This window comes from Paenarthrobacter aurescens, assembly GCF_025421775.1.
In the GTDB taxonomy this organism is placed as follows: Bacteria; Actinomycetota; Actinomycetes; order Actinomycetales; family Micrococcaceae; genus Arthrobacter; species Arthrobacter aurescens_B.
Genome location: NZ_JAOEFX010000005.1, coordinates 234,003 through 251,988, shown reverse-complemented (window position 1 = coordinate 251,988; position 17,986 = coordinate 234,003). Strand labels below are relative to the sequence as shown.

Below are 17,986 nucleotides of genomic sequence, written 5' to 3'. Positions count from 1 at the left end.
TCGTGGCACTGCCCGACGCCTGTAGAGCTAGATCGTGTAGTGGACTCCAGCTACGGCAACTGCCACGTCACCGGCAAACACAGGTTTGGCCTCGGACAACACCTTGGTTTGTGAGGTCCACACAGGAATGTGGGTGAGGAGGAGACGCTTGGCGCCTGCGTTCGTTGCGGCTTCCCCTGCACGCTTGCCCGTGAGATGGACGTCCTTGATGTCGTCATCCCGGCCTTCCTCGAACGCTGCCTCACACAGGAAGAGGTCCGATCCTTTGGCCGCATCTTCCAGCCCCTGGCACGAATCGGTGTCGCCCGAGTAGGTCAGGATTTTGGTCACCGGAACGCCGTCCTTGCCGGGCTCGGTGGCCGTCACGCGCAGCGCATAGGCCTCTTCCACCGGGTGGTTGACGGCATACGGCGTCACGGTGAACGGACCCACAGTGACAGGCTTGAGTTCGGCCCAGTGCGTGAAATCGAATTCCTCATGCATGCCTGGATCCAGGTCGAGCCCATAGGCCGTAGCCATACGGTCCGCAGTAGCCGCAGGTCCCCACACGGGCAAGCGGTCGCGGCCCCATCCGCCGGGCTTCCAGCGGACCGCCACGTGGAGCCCACACAGGTCCATGCAGTGATCCGGGTGCAGGTGGGTGAGGAATATTGCGTCGATGTCCTCAAGATCGGTGTAGCGCTGGATCGCTCCCAAGGCTCCGCTGCCGAGGTCCATGACGATCTTCCACTCGCGCTCACCATCGTGTGCCGTCACCAAATAGCACGATGCCGGGGAACCGGGACCGGGAAACGAGCCTGTGCATCCTACGATGGTGAGTTTCACAGTCCACGCCCCAAGGTTGCTCCTGCGCCGCTGTTGGGGCTGTCCTGGGGCTGCACGAAATACGAGCGGCGGGACAGCCCGGTTCCCGAACGTGCTGCTTCGAGCATCTCGGGGGTGATGCGGGCCAGGCTGCCCGTGGGATATTGGGCTGCGACGTGGTCCACATGCTTCACGGAGAGGACCTCAGGCCCAAGGAAGCGGCGGGCCAATGTCTCGAACTGCGTGGCGTCGCCTGTGGCAATGAATTCGTGGCTCGGCGCCTGGGACTCTGTCCGCTGGATGCCATGGTTGGCCAGGGCCCGATATACGTCCTTGGCAGTCTCTTCAGCACTGGAGACCAGCGTGACGTCCTCGCCCATGACGAAGGAAATAACGCCGGTCAACAGCGGGTAGTGCGTGCATCCCAGGACAACGGTGTCCACGCCGGCGTGCTTGAGGGGCTCCAAGTACTCATTGGCTGCGGCCAAAAGTTCCGGGCCCGTGGTGACACCCGCCTCCACGAAGTTCACGAACGCCGGGCAGGCCACGGACGTTATGGTCAGGTCCGGAGCGGCAGCAAACGTATCCTCGTAGGCTCTGGACCCCACAGTGGCGGATGTTCCAATGACGCCGATCTTGCCGGAACGGGTAGCAGAGACTGCCCGCCGGACTGCCGGCTGGATAACCTCTATCACCGGGATGCCGTAGCGGGCCGTGTAGCGTTCCCTCGCATCACGGAGCACCGCGGCGGACGCCGAATTGCAGGCTATGGTCAGCAGCTTTACGCCTGAATCCACCAGTTCGTCCATGACGCCCAACGCGTTGGCGCGTACTTCGGCGATGGGGAGTGGACCATAGGGGCCGTTGGCGGTATCGCCTACATAGAGGATCGACTCGTTGGGGAGCTGGTCAATGATGGACCGCGCTACCGTCAATCCGCCCACGCCGGAATCAAAGATGCCGATAGGACGCGTCCCTATGAGTTCCCCGTCGCCGAGGGGGACGCCACTGCCCAAGGCGCCGCCTGGTGAACCCGATGCTGAAGTCATAATTATTCGAGAATAAGGCTTCCCATGGTGTGCGGCCATTAACTGTGCTCTCCGCCTCGTGTCTGATGTGTCACAGGGCTGGAGCGCCACCGCACCGTCCGGATCAGGATTTCGCCTGCCTTGCAGCCAACATGGCCTGCACCAAGGACTCCTGGAGCCACGTCGTGAAGTTGTAGACCAGGGCAAGGTAACTCTCCACGTCCTCAGCCTGGCTCCAGTCCTGCATGCTGTGGATGTGCTCCGCGTCAGCTTCGTCCCGGATATCCAGGCGTTCGGCGAGCACCAGCCGGACGTCGTTCAGTGCCATGGACCAACGGGTGGAGTCTTCGGGCGACAGGACCAGCTCGTCCTTGTCCAGTCCCATGGCCGCAGCCCTCAGCGCACCGATTTTGTTTTCCCGCACCGAGCGTTCGGTGAGTTGCCGGAACTCCAGCGAGCCGCCGTCGTCGTCCTTCATGACATTTGGCAGGAGCCGAAGAAGGGCCCTGTCGCCCGGCTGCTTGACGTCCATGTCCAGGCCGATCAGCGCTGCCAGCGGGTCCTCGTTCTCCCGGATGTCCTGCTCCAACATGGAAATGACATCGTCAAACAACCCCCTCAGGAGGTCGCGCTCTGCCGGTTCCAGGAATCCAGTGATGCCCTTGAGTCCATACTTGAATGCCTTAGCCACGCTGGCGGCCGCCCTTCCCGGGTGTTTCGTTGCCGCTGGCGGCCTTCTCCACCGTGGCCCAGAGGCCAAATCCGTGCATGGCCACCGCGTGCTGCTCCACTTGTTCCTTGCTGCCGTGAGCCACAATGGACCGGCCCTTCTTATGGACCTCCATCATGAGCTTGTGTGCTTTGGACTCCGAATAGCCGAAGTAGCTCTGGAAGACAAAGCTCACGTAGCTCATCAGATTCACGGGATCATTCCAGATCACAAGGTTCCACGGGATATCAGGGGCTGTCAGGACATCGGTGGACGACTGCTCTTCAGCTTTCGTCCGTTCATCGATGTCCGTGCCATACGCAACGCTAGGGCTCATCTGTCCATTCTATGGCGGCTCGCACTAGAGTGAATTCGTGAGTAGAGCCACGTCGTGGGACCACCCCGCAACATCCTTGTACACAGACCACTACGAACTGACCATGCTTCAGGCTGCCTTGCATTCGGGCGCCGCGCATCGCCGTTCGGTGTTCGAAGCCTTCGCCCGGCGCTTGCCTGACGGCCGGCGCTACGGCGTGGTGGGCGGCACCGGACGCCTGCTGGAGGGCATCGCCGACTTCCGGTTCGGCGACGCCGAGCTTGCGTTCCTTCAGCAAAACAGAGTGGTCAACCAGGAGACCCTGGACTACCTGGCCGACTACAAATTCAGCGGCGACATCTGGGGCTACGCCGAAGGTGACGCCTACTTCCCCAACTCCCCCATCCTCATCGTGGAATCCACGTTCGCCGAAGCCTGCATCCTGGAAACCTTCATCTTGTCTGTCCTCAACCACGACAGCGCCATCGCCTCTGCCGCTTCGCGGATGACCTCAGCGGCGGGCACCCGCCCCTGCATCGAGATGGGCTCCCGGCGCACCCAGGAGGAATCCGCGACGGCGGCCGCCCGCGCCGCTGTCATCGCCGGCTTCGCCAGCACCTCCAATCTGGAGGCCGGGCGACGTTACGGTATCAAGACCGTAGGCACCGCGGCCCACTCCTTCACCCTGCTCCACGACACCGAGCGCGAGGCCTTCGAAGCACAGATCGCCGCCTTCGGCCCTGGCACGTCCTTGCTGGTGGACACTTACGATGTCGAGACTGCGGTACGCACCGCAGTCGAACTTGCCGGCGACAAGCTGGGGGCCGTCCGGCTGGATTCCGGCGACCTGATTGCGCAAGCGCAGTGGGTCAGGCAAATGCTCGATGACCTCGGCAACGTCAACACCCGGATCGTAGTGACCTCGGACCTCGACGAGTTCGCCATCGCCGCTCTGCAGTCCGCCCCGGTGGACTCCTACGGCGTTGGCACCTCCCTGGTCACCGGCTCCGGCGCCCCAACCGCCAGCATGGTCTACAAGCTGGTAAGCCGCACCAACGATGCCGGAGAGTTCATCTCGGTTGCCAAGGCCGCCAAGAACAAGGCCAGCGTGGGCGGACGCAAATACGCCCTCCGCAAACTCAATGACCGCGGACGGGCCACCCAGGAAGTCGTGGGCATTGGACACCGCCCGGAGGACGATGGCAACGACCGTGCGCTGCTTCACCAATTCGTCAAGAACGGCGAGGTGCTGCCGGGATGGACCGGACCTGAAGGCGTGGTCCGCGCCAAGGAGAGGCACGCCGCCACCATGGCCGAACTGCCCGCCGTCGTGAATCGCCTGCAACGCGGCGAGGCCGCCATTCCCACCATCTACGAGGAGAACTGATGTCCCGGGCCCTGATCATCGTCGATGTCCAAAACGACTTCTGCGAAGGCGGCACCCTGGCCGTGGAAGGTGGGGAAGCAGTAGCCGGCGCCATCACCGAGTACGTGGACGCCAACCAGCAACACTTCGACCACATTGTGGCCACCCAGGACTGGCACATCGAACCGGGAGACCATTTTTCCGACGACCCGGACATGGTGGATTCCTGGCCTCCGCATTGCCGCGCCCGGACCAAAGGCGCCGAACTGCACGAAGACCTGGACCCCGAGTACATCCAGGCCTATTTCCGCAAAGGGCAGTACACAGCCGCGTACTCCGGATTCGAAGGGGTCCTTGCGCCGGAAGACGACGTGCCTTCCGGTGACCTCAAGGCAGGAGCGACAGTGGCCGAAGTCCTCGACGAGGACGCAATCGGCTTGGACGACTGGCTGCAGAGCCATGACGTCGAGGAAGTGGTAGTGGTGGGCCTCGCTACGGACTACTGCGTCAAGGCAACGGCCTTGGATGCCATTCAGGCCGGGTATACCACCACGGTCATCGCGGAGCTTACGGCCGGAATCGCCGACGACCTCACCGATGCGTTCGACGAGATGGAAGCGGCCGGCGTCGAAGTTGAGCGTGACTGACATGCCAGTCACCAGAGCATAAGAAAGGGCGCCGCACATGTGCGGCGCCTTTCTTATGCTCTATGTCGGGGGCAGGTTGGCTACTTCCTGCCGATGAACCAGTCCTGCAACTTGCGCAGGCGTGCCTGCAGCTGCTCCTCGTTCGCCTGCGCCACAGCCGGGCCACCACACACTTCGCGCAGCTTGGTATGGACAACCCCATGCGGCGTGCCGGTACGTGCAGCCCAGGCAGCGACGTTCTTGGCAAGTTCGTTTCGAAGGTCCATGAGCATGCGGTGGTCGGGTACGGCCGGAGAGGCCGCAGCCGCCAACGGCGATTGCCGCTTCTTGCGCGACTGCTGTTCGTGCTGGCGTTGACGCAGCAGCGTTCCCACCTGCTCGGCGTCCAGGAGGCCGGGGATGCCCAGGAAGTCCAGCTCTTCATCAGAACCAATGTCGGCGCCCGTGCCAAACTCGCCGCCGTCGAAGAGGACGCGGTCGAAAGACGCCTGGGAGTCCAACGCTTCGAATTTGCCCTTGGTGAGCTCGTCCGAGGCCTTGTCCTCGCGGTTGGCCTCCGCCATGAGGTTCTCTTCGGGACTGAAGAGTCCGTCGTCGTCCTTCTCGGGGCGGTCCAGGGCATGGTCCCGCTCAGCTTCCATGGTGTTGGCAAGGATCATCAGCGGCGGCACGGACGGAAGGAATACCGACGCCGTCTCGCCCCTCTTGCGGGCACGCACAAAACGGCCTACGGCCTGGGCGAAGAACAGCGGCGTGGAGGTGGACGTGGCGTACACGCCCACCGAAAGGCGTGGGACGTCGACGCCTTCAGACACCATGCGGACAGCCACCATCCAGCGTTGGTCGCCCGCGGAGAATTCCTCGATCTTGCTGGAGGCCTTGGAATCGTCCGAGAGAATCACCGTGGGCGACTGCCCTGTGATCTTCTTGAGCTGGCCCGCATAGGCGCGGGCGTCGTCGTGGTCCGTCGCAATGACCAACCCGCCGGCGTCCGGCACCGTACGCCTTACCTCGCCGAGGCGTTTGTCCGCCGCAGCCAGGACGGCAGGAATCCACTCCCCTGTGGGGTTCAACGCAGTCCGCCACGCCTGGGAGGTAATGTCCTTGGTCACGGCAGCTTCACCCAGGGAAGCCGCCATTTCATCGCCGGCACTGGTCCGCCAGCGCATCTGGCCGGAGTAGGCCATGAACAGGACGGGGCGGACCACATGGTCCCGCAAGGCGTTGCCATACCCGTAGGTGTAGTCAGCTTTGGAACGGCGGATGCCGTCGCGGTCCTCAGCGTATTCAACGAATGGAATGGGCGAGGTATCCGAACGGAACGGAGTACCCGTCAACGAGAGACGCTTCGCAGCGGGATCGAACGCCTCACGCAGCCCATCTCCCCAGGAGAGCGCTTCGCCACCGTGGTGGATCTCGTCCAGGATCACCAGCGTCCGGGCCGCTTCAGTCTTCGCGCGATGCAGCATGGGCTTGCTCGCTACCTGCGCATACGTGACGGCCACACCCACAAATCCGCGGCCGTGTTGGCCGTCGGAGTTCTTGAAGTTGGGATCAATGGCGATGCCAACTTTCGCTGCCGCATCTGCCCACTGCCTTTTCAGGTGGTCGGTAGGGGCGACGATGGTGATGCGGTTGACCACTCCGCTGTCCAGCAGCGTCGTGGCGATGCGCAGCGCGAAGGTGGTCTTGCCTGCACCGGGGGTCGCGACGGCCAGGAAGTCCTTCGGGTTGCGGTTCATGTAGAGGTCAAGCGCCTCCTGCTGCCAGGCACGGAGTTTGGGCGCCGTGCCCCATGCGGCCCGTTCCGGGTACGCCGGAGGCAGGGATGGACCACCAAAAAGTGTTTCTGTCATGCGGACTCCCCCGGCCTGACGGCAGCGATGATATTTCCCCAGCCTCCGGGCACGCCAAAGCGGACCACAAAGCGGTGACGATCAGAAGGGACCTGTGTTCTCTTCCCACCCACTACTTGGAGTTGCCCGGGCCGCCGTTTTTTCCGCCGTCATTGCCGGGGCGGAGTCCGTCATAGATCTCTTTGCACTCCGGGCAGACCGGGAACTTCTTGGGATCGCGTCCCGGCGTCCAGACCTTGCCGCACAGGGCAATGACGGGCTCGCCGCTCAGGGCCGACTCCATGATCTTTTCCTTGCGGACATAATGCGAGAACCGCTCGCGATCGCCGGGTTCCACTTCCTGGCGCGTTTCCTCGCGCTCAATGGTGGAAGTGGACGTTCCGGCTCCGGAAAGCTCGCGCATGGGGTCGTTTTCGAATGGATCCGGAGGAAGCGTAGTCATGCCAAACATCTTACCGTCTAGATGCCCTGCCACTCCGGCTTGTTGTCGTACGTGTGCCGGTAGTAATCAGCCAGCTTCAGCGATGATGCGGCCGCCTCGTCCACCAAAATCGTGGCGTGCGGGTGCATTTGCAGGATGGACGCTGCACAAATGGCAGCTACGGGCCCTTCGACGAAGTCCCGGACAGCCTGCGCCTTCTGGGCCCCTGTGGCCACAAGCACAACGTGGCGTGCATCCATGATGGTTCCCAGTCCCTGCGTCACTACGTGGTGGGGGACGTCGTCGATGCTGTCGAAGAAGCGCGCATTGTCCTTGCGCGTCTGCTCGATCAGCGTCTTGATGCGCGTACGGGAGGCCAGGGAAGAGCCGGGCTCGTTGAAGCCAATATGCCCGTCAGTGCCGACGCCCAGGATCTGGAGATCAACTCCGCCTGCGGCCTTGATGGCGTCTTCGTATGCCTGGCAGGCTGCCTCCAGGTCCGCCGCCGCCCCGTCAGGCCCATGGACGTTCTCAGGCTTGATGTTCACGCGGTTGGTGAACTCGCGCCGGATCACCTCACGGTACGATTCCGGATGCCCGGCTTCGAGGCCAACGTACTCGTCCAAGGCGAATCCGTGGGCCTGGCTGAAGTCCAGTCCACCGGCATCGTAGCGGCGGGCCAACTCGTCATAGACCGGCAGCGGGGAAGATCCTGTAGCCAACCCCAGTACGGCGTTGGGCTTACGGCGGACCAGCGCCTCAATGGCATCGGCTGCAAGCGCACCGATCTGTTTGGTGCCAGGGAGAATGACAACTTCCATCGTCACGGCCTTTCTTGGTAAGGATCTTCAGAGCTATCTGTCAACAGAGGTTATCCCATGTCCCACCTATGGGCATGGTTGTTACGCGATCAGCGGTTCACGCTGAGTTGGGCGAACATTTCCGGACCCCGCGCGTCCAACCATTTTCCACCGAGACGTACGCCCACGACGAACAGGATGACGCCCAGCAACGGACCTGCCACCAGGTTGATCCAGCCGGCTTCGGGTCCGCCGGTAAAAGCCTGGACAGCCACAAGGACAAGCTCCGGCACCAACAGGAGGGCCAGGACACCCATTCCCACCGCCTGGACGGCCAGGGTTTGGGCGACGTTTCCCGGCGGTTTCTTGAAGGGGCTATCACCGGGCAAAGGCACTGCAATGTTGTAGCGGGCCGAAATGACCGAGGAGAGCCCCAACCCAGTGAAAAGCGTTCCCATGGACAAGCCCAGCAGGTTGGGCAGCCACTGCCAATCCCCCGTGACGAACAGCGGTCCTATGGTGAAGACCACCACTATTGGAAGCGATATGGCCAGGCATGCCAGGGCGCGTCCAAGCCGGTCATCGACTCCCCGGACACCCGCCGCAAGATGAAGTGCAAAAGCGGTGTTGTCATACGAGACATCAGCGCAAATGGACCATGCCATGACGAAAGCGGTCAACGGTCCAAGGATCATGAGCAAGCCGTAGCCGCCGCCCTGCGAGCCACTGAAGAAGAAAAGAACAGGGAACAACGGAACAATCACCAAGGACGCCGCATACCGTGGATCCTTCAACCAATAAATCAAAGCACGGGCAGCAACGGCTCCGGCAGGAGTTCCCGGAAGCAAGCCAAACAATCCAAGCTTCCCACCCTTCCGGGCCGATCCTCCGGAGTAAGGGGGCGTCACCAAAGCGCGCTTCAGCAGCACATGCCAGCAGAGAAGAAGACCGGCGATAGTGGCTGCCGAGATCAGGAGCTTCAGTCCAGCTGCGGCAACATCTCCTGAATCAAGGTCCCCACCCAGCGACCACGCGGCACCAAGCGGTGTCCACGACACGCTGCGCGCAAGCACCGGGAGGTAGTCCGCGCTGCCGCGCACGCCGTCAATGACACCTACCATGATGGGTCCAAGCAGCACCAGGGGTATGAAGACGATAATGCTGCTCACGTCCTTGAAGCGCCGCGATGCGGCCAAGCCGGCAGTCGCCGTCGTCACTACTTTGGACAGCACTATGCACGTGACGGCACCCAGGACAGCACCCAGCAGCGCCCCGGCCACGGCAGGAACATTTCGCCACCAGGTTCCAACGGTCCCCAAGGCGGCAATCAATGTGGCCAAACCGGGGATGCCGATGAATCCTGCCAAGGCAAGGCCCGTCAGGAGTTGCTTGGGCGGTATGGCGAACGTAGTGAACCGTGCGGGATCCAACGTCATATCCGCTGCCGAAGCTACGAGTGGGATGATTGCCCAGCCCAGGACAGTGGCCGCTCCACCCAATACCACCACGGTGTGGGCGATCTCCGGATCAGCCCACCGCAGCGCTATGAGGCCTCCAACCAGGAGGACCAACAATCCCAACGCGTAAAGCAGTCCCAAGGCCATGCCAACCAACTGCCACGGACTGCGTTTGAATCCATTAAGGAGTAGACGCCACTTCAGGCTCAGAAGGTGCGCAACCATTCCAGCCCCTCCGTCCGGTGTCCGCCGCCCACCAACTGAACAAAGCGCTCTTCCAGGGTTGAACCGTTGCGGACCTCGTCTACCGATCCCGCTGCCAGGACGCGACCGCCGGCCACAACCGCAACGTGGCTGCACATGCGTTGAACCAGGTCCATGACATGGCTGGACACGATGACAGTTCCTCCGGACGCCACATATCCCTCCAGAATGCCCCGGATATTGGAAGCCGAGACAGGGTCGACGGACTCGAAGGGCTCGTCAAGGACGAGGAGGCGGGGCGCGTGGATCAGCGCGGAGGCCAGCGCGATCTTCTTGGTCATGCCGGCCGAGTAATCAACCACCAACGAACCGGCATCGGCCTCAAGATCAAGGGCAGCCAACAGTTCTGGAACCCGCGAAGCAACAACATCGCGGTCCATGCCGCGGAGGAGTCCGGAGTAAGTGACCAACTGTTCGCCCGTCAGCCGGTCAAAGAGACGCACGCCATCGGGCAGGACACCCATGAGCTTCTTTGCCTCCAAGGGCCGCGCCCATACGTCCACTCCATGGATCAAGGCCGTGCCAAAGTCCGGCCGGAGAAGCCCAGTGGCCATGGACAAGGTTGTGGTCTTGCCGGCACCGTTGGGACCAACCATCCCGTAAAAGGAACCCGCCGGCACTTCCAGGCTGACGCCATCGACAGCTACCTTGTCACCGAAGCGCTTGGCCAGTCCACGAATGGACAGCGCGGCGAGGGGAGAACCCCCGGGAGCTCCTTCTGAGGGCAGTTCCGGAGCGCCCTGTTGCGGGGCGGCGTCGGTTTGTGGCGGCGCGTCGGTTTGTGGCGGCGCGTCGGTTTGTGGCGGCGCGTCGGTTTGTGGCGGCGCGGACATGGGCGTGGTTTCATGGCGTGGTTCCGTCATGTGACCAGCCTAACCGCGCTTATGGAAACCGGCGGGAGCCCTAGAAGCCGTGGCGGGGAACGGCCCGTTCATACTGTGGGACCCAGGGAATGTCATGGCCAAGTTCGTAAGCTGCCCTCAGCCACCAATGGGGATCACGCAATGCCGCACGGGCCATGAAGACGGCATCGGCCCTGCCGTTGGCAACGATGTCCTCTGCCTGTGTGGCACTCGTGAGAAGCCCCACCGCTCCGGTGGGGACGCCGGCGTCGCGCCTTACTTGCTCGGCGAATCCGGCCTGGTAGCCGGGGGCTGCCCTGATCTTCTGGTGCGCTACGGCGCCGCCGCTGGAGACATCCACCAAATCAACGCCGCGATCAGCCGCGGACCGCGCCAGTCGGACTGACGCCCCAACGTCCACTCCCCCGTCGGCCCAGTCGGATGCGGAGATCCGAAGCAGGAGAGGCATCGAATCAGGAATGGTTTCCCGCACCGCGTCCACCACGCTGAGCATGAGCTTGTTCCGCCCCTCTTCGCTTCCACCCCAACTATCCGTCCGGGTGTTGATGAGGGGGCTTTGAAACTGGTGCAACAGGTAGCCGTGGGCGCCGTGAATCTCCACGGTGTCAAACCCCACGGCAACTGCGCGGGAAGCGGCTGCCGCAAAGTCAGCCACGACGCCTTGGATGTCTTCCTCGCTCATGGCCGCAGGTGCTGCATAGCCGTTGAACGGCAGGTTCGTCGGCCCGGCGGTAACCCACCCGCCGTCGGACACCGGAACTGAACCAGAGCGCCCGGAAAACGGCCAATACGTTGATGCCTTACGGCCTGCGTGGGCCAGCTGCGCGCCGATTTTGCACTCAACGGCACCATGCCTGTGCACAAAATGGACAATGCGTTCCCAACCGGCAGCCTGCTCATCGGAGTACAGGCCCGCATCCAGGGGGCTGATCCGGCCAACGGGATTCACCGCTGCTGCCTCGCTCATAATCAGCGCGGCACCTCCGGCCGCAAAAGATCCCAGATGCATCAAATGCCAGTCGTTCGGGACGCCCTCGCCGGTCTCGGGGTGGCAACTGTACTGGCACATCGGCGATACCCACCCCCGATGCGGGATGGTGAGTGAACGCAGCTCCAGTGGAGAGAACAGCGCTGATGGCATTAGAAAAGAACTCTCGCGAGCCCCTGACGCGCCTTGGCCACTCTCTCGTCCTGGGTTCCGACTACCTCAAAAAGCTCAAGGAGCCGCACGCGGGCGGTCTCACGCTCAGGACCGAAATTCCTGCCGATAAACGTGATGATGCGGTTGAAGGCGTCCTCAATGTGTCCGCCGGAGACGTCAAGGTCGGCGATCCCCAGCTGGGCGTCAATGTTGTCCGGCTCCTTGGCGGCAAGGTCGCGGAGGCTTTCGGCCTCGGGAGCAGAGAGGTTCTCCAACCTCGCCATCAGCTCGACCTGGGCCAAACCGGCTTTGGCGTCGGCGTCCGCGGGCTGCTCCAGGAGAGCCTGCTTGTACGAAGCTGCGGCTCCCGCGTAGTCACCGGCCTCGATGGCTTCGATGGCGGCTTGGTGGAGCGGTGGGAGCGGTGCCGGTTCAGTCTCTTCACCCTGGCCGGCTTCGCCAATACTTCCGGTGACCCCGTTGGCAGCGGCCACCTTGAGGAGTTCTTCCACCAGGTCCCGGATCTGCGCATCATCGGCGGGACCTTGGAAAAGGGGAACGGGCTGGCCCTTGACCACAGCAACAGCGGTGGGGACAGCCTGCACTTGGAAAGCCTGCGCCAGTTGCGGAAAAGCATCGACATCGGCGGCAGCAAGAACAAGGCGTCCGCCGTAGCTTTGAACGACTCGTTCGGCCGCGTCAAGGACCGCCGGGGACTCCGGCGCGTACTGCGACCAGAGGAGGAACAGGACTGGGATCTGCGCCGACAACTGCACCAGGTCCTGGAAGTTTGTTTCGGTGGCATCCACACGAAGGGGCGCCTGGCCGGCGTCGGCGGTGTCTTGCGTACCACCGCCGTGTGGAGCCCCACCGCCTGCGGTGCCGGGAGGCGCCGAAGGCGAGGCCGGGCGGCGCAGCGACGAGAGGTCAACGGCGCCACGCAAGTTGAGCTGGCTGGCAGCGGCTGGAGTGGGTCGGTATCCGGGCGAACTCATACCGTCCACTCTAGCCGCTGCCCTGCCATGGTCAGGCCTACTTGAAGCTGGCTCCGACCAGACCGCGGGTGGCTGCTACGAGCTCCATGGGATCGGTGGAGCCGGCCGGCGGAATGTACACGGCAACCGACTCGGCGAAGTTCAGGACCATCCCCGTGGTGGTTTCCTTGCCCCCGGCGAAAACTGCGGAATCGTCCTCGAGCAGCAGCTTGTCGCCTGCAGCCTTGGGCGTTCCCTCGAAAGCGAAGTCCAGGCGGCCGACAACCAGAGCGCCTCCGTCAGCAGTGCGCAACACAACGGTCTGGTTGTTCACGGGTGTGTGCGTGAACTTGAAGTTGGCACTGGTTCCGTTCTTCACAGTGTCAGCCTGGTAGGTGAGGGCACCAGCGATGTACGGCGACGATTGCCCGTCGGCCAGCTTGCTCCGGTTGGGCGAATCAGGGGTGGTCAACATTTCGGCCAGGATGCCGAGGGCCTCGTTGCCGCTGTAAGCCAAACCAGTGTTATCGGCGGCGGGCACGGCTTCCGTCCCTTCCCGTGGAACGGGGAAGGAGGGGAAATTGGTTCCTGGCTGGAGCGGCGCGCTGGCCCACAGCTTGTAGTTTTCACGCGGAGAAAGCTGCACGAGCGTGAGGACCTGTGGCACTACGTTTCCCTCGCCCTGCGTCAAGGCGAAGACCGTGCGCGGCCAATCACGCTTGGTACTGATGACGCTGCTCTGAAGCTTGGTGGCACGAACCGGCATCCGCGGTTCGTAGGCCGAGACTGCTGACCGGATCTTGTAGTTCTGCGTCCGGATCTGGAGTTCCATCTTGTCCACGCGCGGGGCCAGCTTGGCCGCGTCCTTGGCAGCATCGGCCGCGTCCACGGTGCTGGCTACCTGCTCCAGAATCCGCTGCAACTGGGACTCCAGCAAGACAGGGTTGCCGCCTTCGCCTTCCGCGGGGGCTGCCGCGGAGCTGGTGGAGGTCGGTCCGGGAGTGGTCGTCGCCTGGGCAGCGACCGCTGTTCCGCCAACCATCACAGCTGCCAGCGCAGCAGCGACTGCGGTGACCCGCAATGCCGGGCCCTCGGTGTCGTTACCGCGGCGGCCGCTTGCGTCACCCGCGGGAGACTGCACAGGCAACGTGGTGGTTTCGCCGCCATCGCGGGGCCCATCACCCTCGCCGTCCTTGCGGCGGTTGCTGAGGGCCTTGGCGACGAAGGGCAGCGCTGCCCCCACAAGAATGATGATGATGCCCAGAACGATCAGCGGCACGGCCCAGGGGGTGGTGGCGTTGTTCGGGAACGTCATGGAAATCGACGACGGCGCAGGCTGGGTTCCGTCGCCGGCTACCAGCAGGGACCACTCGCCATCAGCCGGCGGGTTCCAGGTGTAGTCGAGTTCGCCGCTGGCATCCTCGGTGCTGACCCATAGATCGGATCCGGCCGGGGATGGTGCTGTTGCTTCACCGTCCACAGAGGACACCTCAAGTGACTTCTGGTCCGCCGACACGCCGGTCAGCGTGGTGTGGGCAGTTTCACCCACCCAGGCTTCGACGTCGTCCGGACGTCCGGTAGCGACGATGAAGTTGCCTTCACCCTGGATCTTGATCTTCACCGGCCCGTCGTGGAGGGCAATCAACTTTTGGTCGATCACGGTCAACGGGGCAGCTTTGGTATCGCTGGGAACCGAGGCCGTCACAGTCTCAGAGGGGGCCCAGAAAGTCAGCTGGCCTATGCCGGCCAGCATCGTCAGCAGGCCCAGCAGCACCAGCAAGGCTGCAGTCTTCAAACGCACAGGATCACCTATCATCAGCGGTCGTTGAACTTCAAGGGTAACCGTTTTGTTATCAGAGAGTCAGATCGGGGTGATCTCCCCAACATCCGGAAATCCCCGCCATCGCGCCGCTGCGGTGCCATTCAGCGCTCCTGATAGTGTGGCGATGATCATGATATCCGGGCCCTCCTGCGCCTGAATCATCCCCTAACCACCAATGAAAAGGCAGCAAAACCGCGTGAAAGACCCTTTGGAGCCCCGTCCCGCCGATGAGCCCGGGTCACGTGCGGTGGATGCCGGTTCGGACGCCACCGCTGCCACGGTTCCCGTCCGAACCGGACGACTTGCCGCCCTCAGCCGCAGGCTGAGGCAGCCCATCCCCGGAGCCCGCAACCGCGTTCGCTTCGAAATGCCCCCGGAAGACGAATCGGATCAGGCGCGTGAGGGCCACCGGCCTGAGGACGACCACGGCTTCGGAGCGCCCGGCCCGCGGATGTCATCGCAGCACCCCCTTTACGTGGGGTTCATGGGAACGGCCGGCGTTGGCGTTGCCCTGGCGGTCTTCTACATCGCCAGCAACACCACCCAGCTGATCCTCTGGATCGTCGCTGCCCTCTTCATCGCCCTTGGCCTGGACCCAGTGGTCCGGTGGCTCGAGTCACGCAAGGTCCCCCGCGTCGCCGGCATCCTGATCTCCGTGTCAGCTTTGGTCCTCGCCGTCGCCGGATTCTTCGCCACACTGATTCCCACGATCGTTGAACAGGTATCGGAAATTGTTCGCCAGGCCCCGGAATGGATCCGCGGCTTCCTCGACTCGGACTTCTTCCGCAACGCCGACAGCCAGTTTGGCGTACGCGACCGGATCACCACCGAGCTGGATAAGTTCGTCAAGGATCCCGAGGCCATGGGCGGCATCTTCGGCGGTGTTGTCGGATTTGGTTCCACCGTAGCCAACGGACTGTTCGGTTCCCTGATCGTCCTGGTTCTGAGCCTCTACTTCCTGGCGGCTTTGCCATCCATGAAGAAGTGGGCCTACCGCCTGGCTCCGCGATCCCGCCGCCCCCGGGTTGAGGCGCTTTCCGAAGCCATCACCGACTCCGTGGGCAACTACGTGATCGGCCAGGCCTGCGTCGCCCTCCTGAATGCGATCTTCGCTTTCATCGTGATGACCATCCTGGGTATCCCCTTCAGCGTGCTGCTCGCCTTCGTGGTGGCCCTGCTGGCGTTCATTCCTTTGGTGGGCGGCATGATCGCTGCCATCGTGGTGATCCTCGTGGCACTCACTGCCGGTTGGCAGACCGCCGTGGTTTATGCGATTGCCTACTTCGCCTATCTTCAGTTCGAGGCCTACTTCATCTCACCGCGCATCATGCAGCGCGCAGTAGCCGTTCCGGGCGCTGTAGCTGTGATCTCGGTGATTGCGGGCGGAAGCCTGCTTGGCGTGCTGGGCGCACTGATCGCGATTCCCACAGCGGCCGCGATCATGCTGCTGATCAAGGAAGTCTTCATCATCCGCCAAGACCGGCACTGACCTCGTCCCCTGCCGGGTTTTTGTACAGATAATGCCCCTTAACCGCGAGGTTAAGGGGCATTATCTGTACAAAAACTCTTCGCTGCCGGACTAGGCGCTTGCGACCGGCCCCGCCCACTGGCGCGGCAAGCCGTCAACGCCGGCACCTGCGGGAGTGACGTCGTCGACAATTTCGTCCAGGACCCGCGCCGCGTACTTCTCACCTACCCAAAGGTGCTTGGCGCCGTCGACGCCGATCAGCCGGGCCTGCGGTACCAGGCTGAACCGCTGGGCTGCTTCGGCAGGCTGCAGATAGTCGTCATGTTCCGGCACCAGAACCGTCATGGGCTTGCCTGATGCGGCCCACTCCTTGAGGTGGACGTCGGTGGCCCGGTGCAAAGGCGGCGACAACAACACTGCCCCTTCAATCTGCGCGGACACCGGCTCCACTGCGCCGTACATCAGGGCGAGTTCGGTGCCGAAGGACCAACCCACAAGCCAGCGGTTCGGCAGGCCACGCTCGACGGCGAACCGCACAGCTGCCTCGACGTCGTAGCGCTCACCAATGCCTTCCTCGAACCGGCCATCGCTGGTTCCGCGCGGCGACTGGGTACCGCGGGTGTTGAATCGCAGGACGGCAACTCCGGCCAGGGCCGGGAGCCTGTACGAAGCCTTCCGGTAGACGTGCGAATCCATGAACCCACCGTGTGTGGGCAACGGGTGGAGCGTGATCAGCGTCGCGGTGATGTCCCCTGACTCCGGCAGCGCCAGTTCGCCCAGCAGTACCTTGCCGTCCTCGGTGGTAAATTCCACATTTTCCCGCCGGGCGGGAAGCACCGTGGAAGCACGGATCTCCGAAGGTGCGTCCTGAGGGGTGAAAACAAGCGTGGCGGGGTCGAAAGTCATGCTTCCAAGCGTATCGAATCAGCGGTAGCGGTACGTCCGGCCAGTCCAGCAGTTGGTGTGCCAATGCCTGCGTTCGGCCAGCCCTGCGGCCTGTCCGAACAGGTGGCTGTCCGACCACACCACCAAGTGGGCGATGCCCGGGACTATCGCGGTGGAACAGCCAGGGCAAATGTACTGCTTTTCCGCCTTCTTCGCGGTCATGGTCCTGACCATCCATTCACCGTCAGGTGCGCTTTCACGTCGGGCGATTCCTGCACGGGCCCGCTCAAGATCGAGCGCCGGCGCCGGTTCCGTCCATTTTCCGCCGGCATTGCCGGAGCGTGTGCTGGACGCGTTGCGACGTGGGCGGTTGGAACGGGGCATGCTTCCATTCTGCCCCAGCCACCATGTTGTAGATGGTGAGACGGTAATGTGGGGCGGGTGCGACTCGTCATAGCCCGTTGTTCTGTTGATTACGTTGGCCGCCTCAAGGCCCATCTCCCCCTCGCTACCCGGCTGCTGCTGGTCAAGGCAGATGGTTCCGTTTTGGTGCACTCTGACGGCGGCTCCTACAAGCCGCTGAACTGGATGAGCCCACCCGCCACGTTGCGGGTGACTACTCCGGAAGAGACCGAGGTGGAGGAAGGCGTGGTTGAACAGTGGACAGTCCAATCGGCCAAGACCGATGACCGCCTGATCATCAACATCTACGAGCAACTGCACGACACCTCCCACGAACTCGGCACCGATCCCGGTCTGATCAAGGACGGCGTGGAGGCCGATCTCCAACGACTCCTGGCAGAGCAGATCGAGACCCTCGGAACCGGTTATTCCCTCATCCGCCGTGAGTATTTCACTGCAATCGGACCCGTCGACATCCTGGCCAGGGACGGTAACGGGGCCACGGTTGCCGTTGAGCTCAAGCGCCGCGGTGATATCGACGGCGTCGAGCAGCTCACCCGTTATCTGGAACTGCTCAACCGCGACCCCCTGCTGGCTCCGGTCCGCGGGATCTTCGCCGCACAGCAGATCAAGCCGCAAGCCAAAGTTCTGGCAAACGACCGTGGCATCGACTGCGTGACGCTTGATTACGACGCCATGCGCGGCGTGGACGACAGCGAGTCGCGACTCTTCTGAGTCTTTGTCTTCGGGATGGTGTGCCGCA

At 63.1% G+C, this 17,986-nt stretch carries 18 protein-coding genes; 4 read left to right on the top strand and 14 right to left on the bottom strand.

Translation table 11 applies throughout. The features are described from left to right. Positions 1-27: 27 nt before the first annotated feature. The 4 genes from N7568_RS12890 to clpS form a co-directional block, all read right to left on the bottom strand. A complete protein-coding gene (locus N7568_RS12890; RefSeq protein WP_261610209.1) occupies positions 28-825 on the bottom strand; it encodes an MBL fold metallo-hydrolase in 798 nt (265 codons plus the stop codon). Beyond that, positions 822-1,892, bottom strand: coding sequence for a glutamate racemase (murI, locus tag N7568_RS12885; protein ID WP_261610208.1), 1,071 nt, complete (start codon positions 1,890-1,892; stop codon positions 822-824). Before murI ends, N7568_RS12890 begins: the two co-directional genes overlap by 4 nt. A gap of 64 nt (positions 1,893-1,956) precedes the next feature. After that, positions 1,957-2,523 (bottom strand): DUF2017 domain-containing protein, encoded by a 567-nt coding sequence (locus tag N7568_RS12880; protein WP_261610207.1) that lies wholly within the window; start codon positions 2,521-2,523, stop codon positions 1,957-1,959. Continuing rightward, positions 2,516-2,878 carry an ATP-dependent Clp protease adapter ClpS gene (gene clpS / locus N7568_RS12875; protein ID WP_261610206.1) on the bottom strand — a complete coding sequence of 121 codons (363 nt, stop codon included), beginning with the start codon at positions 2,876-2,878 and terminating at the stop codon, positions 2,516-2,518. The genes N7568_RS12880 and clpS overlap by 8 nt, the downstream gene beginning before the upstream one ends. A 37-nt stretch (positions 2,879-2,915) precedes the next feature. On the opposite strand from clpS, the gene N7568_RS12870 reads away from it, so the two are divergent. Both N7568_RS12870 and N7568_RS12865 read left to right on the top strand, forming a co-directional pair. Next, positions 2,916-4,244 (top strand): nicotinate phosphoribosyltransferase, encoded by a 1,329-nt coding sequence (locus tag N7568_RS12870; protein ID WP_261610205.1) that lies wholly within the window; start codon positions 2,916-2,918, stop codon positions 4,242-4,244. After that, on the top strand, positions 4,244-4,870 hold the full coding sequence (locus N7568_RS12865; RefSeq protein ID WP_261610204.1) for an isochorismatase family protein: 627 nt from the start codon (positions 4,244-4,246) through the stop codon (positions 4,868-4,870). Before N7568_RS12870 ends, N7568_RS12865 begins: the two co-directional genes overlap by 1 nt. An 80-nt stretch (positions 4,871-4,950) precedes the next feature. Here N7568_RS12865 and N7568_RS12860 read toward each other — a convergent pair whose 3' ends face one another. From N7568_RS12860 to N7568_RS12825, 8 genes are all read right to left on the bottom strand, one after another. Then, a complete protein-coding gene (locus N7568_RS12860) occupies positions 4,951-6,726 on the bottom strand; it encodes a DEAD/DEAH box helicase (protein ID WP_261610203.1) in 1,776 nt (591 codons plus the stop codon). A gap of 112 nt (positions 6,727-6,838) precedes the next feature. Next, the gene (locus tag N7568_RS12855) at positions 6,839-7,177 is read right to left on the bottom strand and encodes a DUF3039 domain-containing protein (RefSeq protein ID WP_261610202.1); all 339 of its coding nucleotides are present in this window, start codon (positions 7,175-7,177) and stop codon (positions 6,839-6,841) included. An 8-nt stretch (positions 7,178-7,185) separates the two neighbouring features. Beyond that, a complete protein-coding gene (gene nagB / locus N7568_RS12850) occupies positions 7,186-7,968 on the bottom strand; it encodes a glucosamine-6-phosphate deaminase (RefSeq protein WP_261610201.1) in 783 nt (260 codons plus the stop codon). Positions 7,969-8,057: 89 nt separating this feature from the next. Then, positions 8,058-9,629 (bottom strand): transporter, encoded by a 1,572-nt coding sequence (locus N7568_RS12845; protein WP_261610200.1) that lies wholly within the window; start codon positions 9,627-9,629, stop codon positions 8,058-8,060. Continuing rightward, entirely contained in the window at positions 9,611-10,531 is a 921-nt protein-coding gene (locus N7568_RS12840) for an ABC transporter ATP-binding protein (RefSeq protein ID WP_261610199.1), read from the bottom strand. Before N7568_RS12840 ends, N7568_RS12845 begins: the two co-directional genes overlap by 19 nt. Before the next feature lie 40 nt (positions 10,532-10,571). Beyond that, entirely contained in the window at positions 10,572-11,672 is a 1,101-nt protein-coding gene (locus N7568_RS12835) for an NADH:flavin oxidoreductase/NADH oxidase (RefSeq protein WP_261610198.1), read from the bottom strand. Next, positions 11,672-12,667 carry a tetratricopeptide repeat protein gene (locus N7568_RS12830; RefSeq protein WP_261610197.1) on the bottom strand — a complete coding sequence of 332 codons (996 nt, stop codon included), beginning with the start codon at positions 12,665-12,667 and terminating at the stop codon, positions 11,672-11,674. Before N7568_RS12830 ends, N7568_RS12835 begins: the two co-directional genes overlap by 1 nt. Positions 12,668-12,704: 37 nt before the next feature. Continuing rightward, positions 12,705-14,462, bottom strand: a complete 1,758-nt coding sequence (locus N7568_RS12825) for a hypothetical protein (RefSeq protein ID WP_261610196.1) — start codon at positions 14,460-14,462, stop codon at positions 12,705-12,707. 202 nt (positions 14,463-14,664) lie between these two features. Here N7568_RS12825 and N7568_RS12820 point away from each other — a divergent pair, with 202 nt between their 5' ends. Continuing rightward, the gene (locus tag N7568_RS12820) at positions 14,665-15,957 is read left to right on the top strand and encodes an AI-2E family transporter (protein ID WP_261610195.1); all 1,293 of its coding nucleotides are present in this window, start codon (positions 14,665-14,667) and stop codon (positions 15,955-15,957) included. 90 nt (positions 15,958-16,047) lie between these two features. Here N7568_RS12820 and N7568_RS12815 read toward each other — a convergent pair whose 3' ends face one another. Both N7568_RS12815 and N7568_RS12810 read right to left on the bottom strand, forming a co-directional pair. After that, positions 16,048-16,842: an alpha/beta hydrolase gene (locus N7568_RS12815; RefSeq protein ID WP_261610194.1), complete on the bottom strand. Its 795-nt coding sequence runs from the start codon at positions 16,840-16,842 to the stop codon at positions 16,048-16,050. 18 nt (positions 16,843-16,860) lie between these two features. Then, on the bottom strand, positions 16,861-17,205 hold the full coding sequence (locus N7568_RS12810) for an ATP/GTP-binding protein (RefSeq protein WP_261610193.1): 345 nt from the start codon (positions 17,203-17,205) through the stop codon (positions 16,861-16,863). 57 nt (positions 17,206-17,262) lie between these two features. Here N7568_RS12810 and nucS point away from each other — a divergent pair, with 57 nt between their 5' ends. Then, positions 17,263-17,958, top strand: a complete 696-nt coding sequence (nucS, locus tag N7568_RS12805) for an endonuclease NucS (protein WP_261610192.1) — start codon at positions 17,263-17,265, stop codon at positions 17,956-17,958. The last annotated feature ends 28 nt before the right edge of the window (positions 17,959-17,986 follow it).